This window comes from Scandinavium sp. (assembly GCF_036271055.1).
Classification (GTDB): domain Bacteria; phylum Pseudomonadota; class Gammaproteobacteria; order Enterobacterales; family Enterobacteriaceae; genus Scandinavium.
In genome coordinates, this window is sequence record NZ_DATBBJ010000034.1 from 1 (window position 1) to 5,582 (window position 5,582).

A 5,582-nucleotide genomic window follows, 5' to 3' on the forward strand; every position below is an offset into this window, starting at 1 on the left:
GTTCAAACTTCGCCGAGACGATAAGTTTTATGCTATTGGCTCATGTTTTGCCCGAGGCCTTGAACAGTTCCTAGCCAAGAACAACATCGGTATTGAAAGCGCGGCGCCGGAATTTGCCAAACTTCAACCCGCCAAGACGCGTGTAACAGCACTCGGATTTACGAACAAATACAACACCTATTCGATATTGAACGAGTTGCGCTGGGCACTTGACTCAAACGCGACATTTCCTTTGCGGTCTATTGCTCAACTAACAGAAACGACCTGGTACGACCCGCATACAAACCCGACGCTAAATTTCACCGGCCTGGAAGAAACGCTGGAGCGTCGTGCGCTGATGCAAACGGTTACGAAGCGCATAAGGAATTGTCGTGCTGTGATCGTCACACTTGGATTGGCAGAGGCGTGGCGCGATGTTCAACAGATGTGTTCGTTAATTGCACTCCGCTTGCGGTCGCGTACACGCTAAAGCCGAACGCAGCTCCCTCTTTGTTTACACCCGAACCGAACCGATACGAATTTCATCTAACTAATTTCGCTGAAAACTGGGCCAATCTGGAAGCCATTTATGCTTTATTGTCTCGGTATGGACACCCTGACTTTCACATTGTGGTCACAGTTTCTCCGGTTCCATTGATGAATACGTTTTCAACTATGGATATTGTTGTGGCTAACACCTGGGCGAAGTCGCTTTTAAGAGCAGTCGCCCAGGAGTGGGCCGGTGCGCATCCCAATGTCGATTACTTTCCAAGTTACGAGATCGTGCAAAACTCCGATCGTGCAGCAGTATGGGAGCCAGATCTGAGACACGTCAGAAGTGCCGGAATACAGCACATCATGGAGTTATTCCTGCAAAAGTATCTCGAGTAAATGTCGTGATAGCTGATCACTCTAGGAAATCCTGACTCACCATCGCGTTGTTTTTCGGGTGATTACGCTCAGAAGATTTGCAACTGCACAGTTCGTGGAAGGCCTACTGCTTCTCCTCTGCGCCTTAACCTTCTATTACTTCGCGGTTCTTAGAATCGATTACCCAAAGACAACGCTGCTGGATCTTGGTCCCCATCCCGACGCGACGGAATACTTCGCCCAGGCTAAAGCGCTCCAGCGGGATAGCTGGCCTTCCATACAGATTGGCTACGAGAAATTGCCATCAAGGTACCCTTTTGGATACCCGGCGCTGATGCTTCCCTGGTTGAAGATTTTGCCGGAAGCAGATGCCGTGTTGGCACCGTTTCGCACGAGTCAAACGATGGGACTGTCCCTGCTGTTGGCGGTGTTTGGCTTTTACGCGTACCTGGCGATGCCATTGACCGGCGGAGTTGCGGTGCTCTTACTGGCCACGCTTCCTGGATTCTTCACGTTCTGTCGTTCGTCATTGAGCGAAGTGAGTGCCTCCCTGCTAATTATACTAGCGTTCATGTTTGCCTACCTGGGGATTAAGGAAGAACGCCGCTGGAAAATCTATTTATCCGCCGTTTTCCTTGGCCTTTCATTAAACATTCGAATTCAATCGCTTTTTTTCGCGCCACTGTTGCTGGCAATGGCTCTGTTCCCGATGGGAGGAATGTCCTGGCGCTGGTTTCTTCATTGCGCTGCCATTCCGGTTGTCTTCGTGCTAGCGGCCAGCCCCATGCTGATCTTAAACACGATCCAGTTCCATTCACCGTTAACAACAGGTTACGACTTGTGGGTCCCGTATTTTAGCAGAAATCATCTTCTGTTTCGTTTGGGATGGATTCCGACTAACGCTGCCAGCCTTTGGAGGGAATTGATTCTGCAGCCGCATGGATACTACGCTGCCAACATTTTTGGCACTGGCACATCGTTTGTTCCTGCCTTCGTTGTTCTCGTTTGCATCGGCCTATTCTTTATCAGTTTCAACTACTTCGTTGGGTGCGCTTTTCTAGCGGGGTTCAGTTCATTTGCTGTGACGCTGAGCTACCTGTTTGGCCGAGATGGACGATTCTACCTGCCGCTTTTGATGCTTCTGATCGCCATCGCTGTCCTGCCCGTTACGTGGGCCGCACAAAACACTTTTGCCGGAAAACGACTCATAAGCGCGGCTACAGTGTTTATCTTGTTTGCCGCGGCCTGTCTCGGTTACCCTTCACGTTCTGGCTACAAAACAGATGGAATTAATCGGCTGCAAGCCTGGGACGCTCTTCATTTTGCCACTTCACCCCGCCGATCGATCGCATTCCTTGCGGAAAGGAATTTTGCTAGACAGATAAGCCGGCAAACTGGAATCGTCCTCAGCGATATTGATCCTGTTTATTTGAATGCTCTTTTGCCGCGTTCGTTTATCGCGGCTCCCATCGATGGTAAACACAATTACAAGTGGAGCTATACATGGCGTTATGATCGGCCCCAAGCCTCGGCCCTGGTGGAAAACGGCTTGCGACAGTCGCTTCCGGTTTACGCGCTATTTGCCTCCCAAGACGACGTCGCTGAGAATCAGTCACGACTCCCGACCGCTCCCGGATATGAATGGCGGACTCTAAGCAGCTCCCAGCGCAATGCGGCAATCCTAAAGCTCACTCCAATCGGATCAGATCAGGCGGCAGGAGCCCTCGAGTAATGCGCCTTACAGTTCTCTTCCAACATGGCGCACCCGGAGGTCGATCTATGCAGAAAGCTCTTCGACCGGGTTTATTCGCCGGGCTGATCTTGTTGGCAGCCTACCTTCGTGTAGCTGGATTGACCTGGGGGCTCAACAGCGGGTACGGCCACGATCTGAATTTCCAGCCCGACGAATTTGTAAGCCTCAGAGGGGTTCTCGAGCTGAACTTACTAAAAGGCCATATCAAAGCCCCGGGAGCATACTTCGAGGGTACGTTCAACTACTACCTGTGGGCGGTTCCACAAGCACTGCTTAAGCTTACCGCTAGCAAGAATGCAAATCTCAACGATTCAACGAAGACACACCGTCCCTCCGATCTGCTGTATGCCTCCCGATGGATGTCGGTGTTACTCGATCTCTGTACAATTGTTATCGTATTTCTTGCTATTAGAGAGGCGACTCAAAAGTTCTATCCGTCCTTTTTGGGCGCGCTTTGTTACGCTGTTCTCCCAATGCAGGTGATCTACGCACATTTCATGAGGACTCACATTTTGAGTAATTTATTATGCGCTTTGGTCATTTGGTTCTCATTCAAGCTCCGGAAATCCCAATCGTGGCAACTGCTTTTTCTCGTCGGTCTACTTTCTGGTTTGGGAGCAGCGACTCGGTATCCCGTCGGAATCATCGCCGTGATTCCTTGCCTGTGTTTACTAGTCGATGGCGGTAACGACGTGCGAAGCTGCAGGTTGCGATTTTCAGAGCGAGCGAGAAACTTCGTAGCAAGGCATGTTTGGTTGATTGGTTTTGGATTTGGAATTGGGCTGTTCCTCGGTCATCCAATGCTGTTTTTAGATCCAGCAAGCGTTACAAAGGCAATTACCACCGAGACGTTAAAATACGCGTCGTTACACGAGTTCAGCGGGAGTCAATTGGTTAGTCTGTCCGTTCTATGGAGGTATGTTACATACGTGATTCCGTTTGCGATGTATCCCATGCTGTGGCTGGCTCCGTACTGCGCAATTTTATATCTTCTTTTCAGACGCCGCCTTTACAGCCTGTCTGTTCCAATACTGATTTTCTCGTTTCTGTATCTTTATTTCATGGGAAAAGGGTACCTGGGACCCTATTTCGCTCGGGTAACCATGCTCTTGTTTCCTGGCTTTTGTGTACTCGTTGGAATTGTTTGCAGCGACTTACAGTTGACACTGCCAAACAAACGGACAACGACCGTTGTCTTAACCGGCGCACTCCTGCTCCTCATGGTGCCGTCGATAATTTTTGATCTGGCATACGATCGGGCTATGCAGCACACGGACGCGCGCGAGATTCTTAGGAAAGACCTCTACAACTTCATCGGAGAAGCGCCAGCGCGGATTGGTATTTTGCACTGGGGACCCTATTTTTACACCGCAATGCCCGCCGCCAATCCACTGAACAGTGAAAAAGTAGTGGTTCAGTTACAGGATGCTGGCGAAGACGCTGACTTCTTTCTGGTGGGATTCGCCACCCAAATTGCCCCGCCGCTACTCAAAGCAACTGTTCAGCAGGTTGAGGCGAGGGGAAAATTCAGATATGCAAAAAGCTATCGCGTGCCGGTACGGATTTTTGGACATGAGTTTAAGCTCATGCATTTTCCGCAAGACATGACATATCCCTTTCCAACGATTTTGCTTTTTCGAGCAAGAACTCCAACATGAGTTGCGCACCAGCTCATCCGAAATCGCCATGATGTTGACGGCGCGGAACTCAATGCAAAAGGGGGAACAGACCATCCCGATTTCCGAAAGGCCTGCTGAATCTCGCGCCGGCGATATCCTATTGTTGCCGATAGCGATATTCGCATTTTGGACGATAGCGTATCAGCTTGTGCTTATCGTCAGATGGCCAGCGAAAACGATCATATGGTGCTTTTTAGGTATCACGACCGTCGCTTTCTTTCTGCTGGCACGCTTATGGAAGGAAACAGACGCAACCCCTGGCAAAGGATATCGGTTCCATCTCTCTCACATTTTTCTGCTGTTTTTAGGGATAGCCTGGGCAACTGCGGTTCTATTCGTGCGCCGGCCAAATCAAGACGATGTCGTCTATTTCCATAGAGTCCTCGCCCAACTGCTGGATCTTAAGCAGCCCATCCACCTCCGTCAGACAGGTCTTGATATGGATGCCGCTGCATTTTCACCCGTCCACCTGGCGACCAGCTATGAAATGCTCATGGGCTTTCTGGGGCATTATCTTGGAATCGATCCTCTTTTCTTTTATCAAATCATCGGCCATGCATTGGCCGCGTTTGCGATTCCATTTGTCCTTTACTGGTGTGTGCGAAGATTTGGATTGGATCGCTGGCTAGCGGCGCTGGGCACGTTGTTCGGGATGGTATTCTTGCTGTTGGACAATCCTGGGCCAGCGGTGATTGGCACTGTTTCCCGTTACTGGTCATTTGGCATGGCTGCCGGTTATCTCTGGCAGGGGAGATCGATCGTGTTCATCCTGGCCTTACCGCTCGCTCTTGTGCTCAGCTATCGATTCCTGAGTCAGGCGAACCGAAGCGATCTGGTCTGGCTAACCCTCTTGGGTATCGCTGGCGTCGGTCTCGCTAACACGTCGCTTTACTTGATCCCAGCGGTAATTGGGTGCTCCTGGTTGGCTTTCTTCGCCACTCAGCTATTTGAAGATAAGAAATCTAAAGACCTAGCGGAGCAAATTCGCCGTGGGCTTTTTCTGATAATACCACTTGTCTACCCGATCGGAATATTGGTTTTGCTGATGATTAACATAATCCCAAAACCAATCGATATAAGCATGTATGGGCCAACATACATGCCCTGGGTCGAAAGTATGACATTTTTTGCGGGAGGCCCAGCAGGGTACGTTCGTAACGCCGTACTTATGACCGCCGTGCCTCTGGTCATTGTCCGGGGCAAAACCGGGTTGTTTTTGTTCTTTTATACCTGCGCGATCTGGCTTTTTTGTTTGAACCCTCTGCTTGCCCCCTGGTGGATGAGACACGTTATGGCATTGT

5 protein-coding genes are annotated in these 5,582 nt (G+C 50.3%); all 5 read left to right on the forward strand.

The genetic code is table 11. The features are described 5' to 3' along the window. On the forward strand, positions 1 to 469 hold a 469-nt coding region (locus tag VH187_RS05310), incomplete at its 5' end, for a GSCFA domain-containing protein (protein WP_329700447.1). Then, positions 427 to 870, forward strand: a complete 444-nt coding sequence (locus VH187_RS05315; protein WP_329700448.1) for a GSCFA domain-containing protein — start codon at positions 427 to 429, stop codon at positions 868 to 870. The genes VH187_RS05310 and VH187_RS05315, both read left to right, overlap by 43 nt. A gap of 94 nt (positions 871 to 964) precedes the next feature. Next, positions 965 to 2,581 carry a hypothetical protein gene (locus tag VH187_RS05320; RefSeq protein ID WP_329700449.1) on the forward strand — a complete coding sequence of 539 codons (1,617 nt, stop codon included), beginning with the start codon at positions 965 to 967 and terminating at the stop codon, positions 2,579 to 2,581. Between the two features lie 47 nt (positions 2,582 to 2,628). Beyond that, the gene (locus VH187_RS05325; RefSeq protein WP_329700450.1) at positions 2,629 to 4,260 is read left to right on the forward strand and encodes an ArnT family glycosyltransferase; all 1,632 of its coding nucleotides are present in this window, start codon (positions 2,629 to 2,631) and stop codon (positions 4,258 to 4,260) included. A 52-nt stretch (positions 4,261 to 4,312) separates the two neighbouring features. After that, positions 4,313 to 5,582, forward strand: a 1,270-nt coding sequence (locus VH187_RS05330; RefSeq protein WP_329700451.1) for a hypothetical protein, incomplete at its 3' end; no start/stop codon positions are given.

What these genes read in the sequence shown, in the direction of transcription:
- VH187_RS05325 (WP_329700450.1), top strand. Translation starts at nt 2,629, where the DNA reads ATGCAGAAAGCTCTTCGACCGGGTTTATTCGCCGGGCTGATCTTGTTG.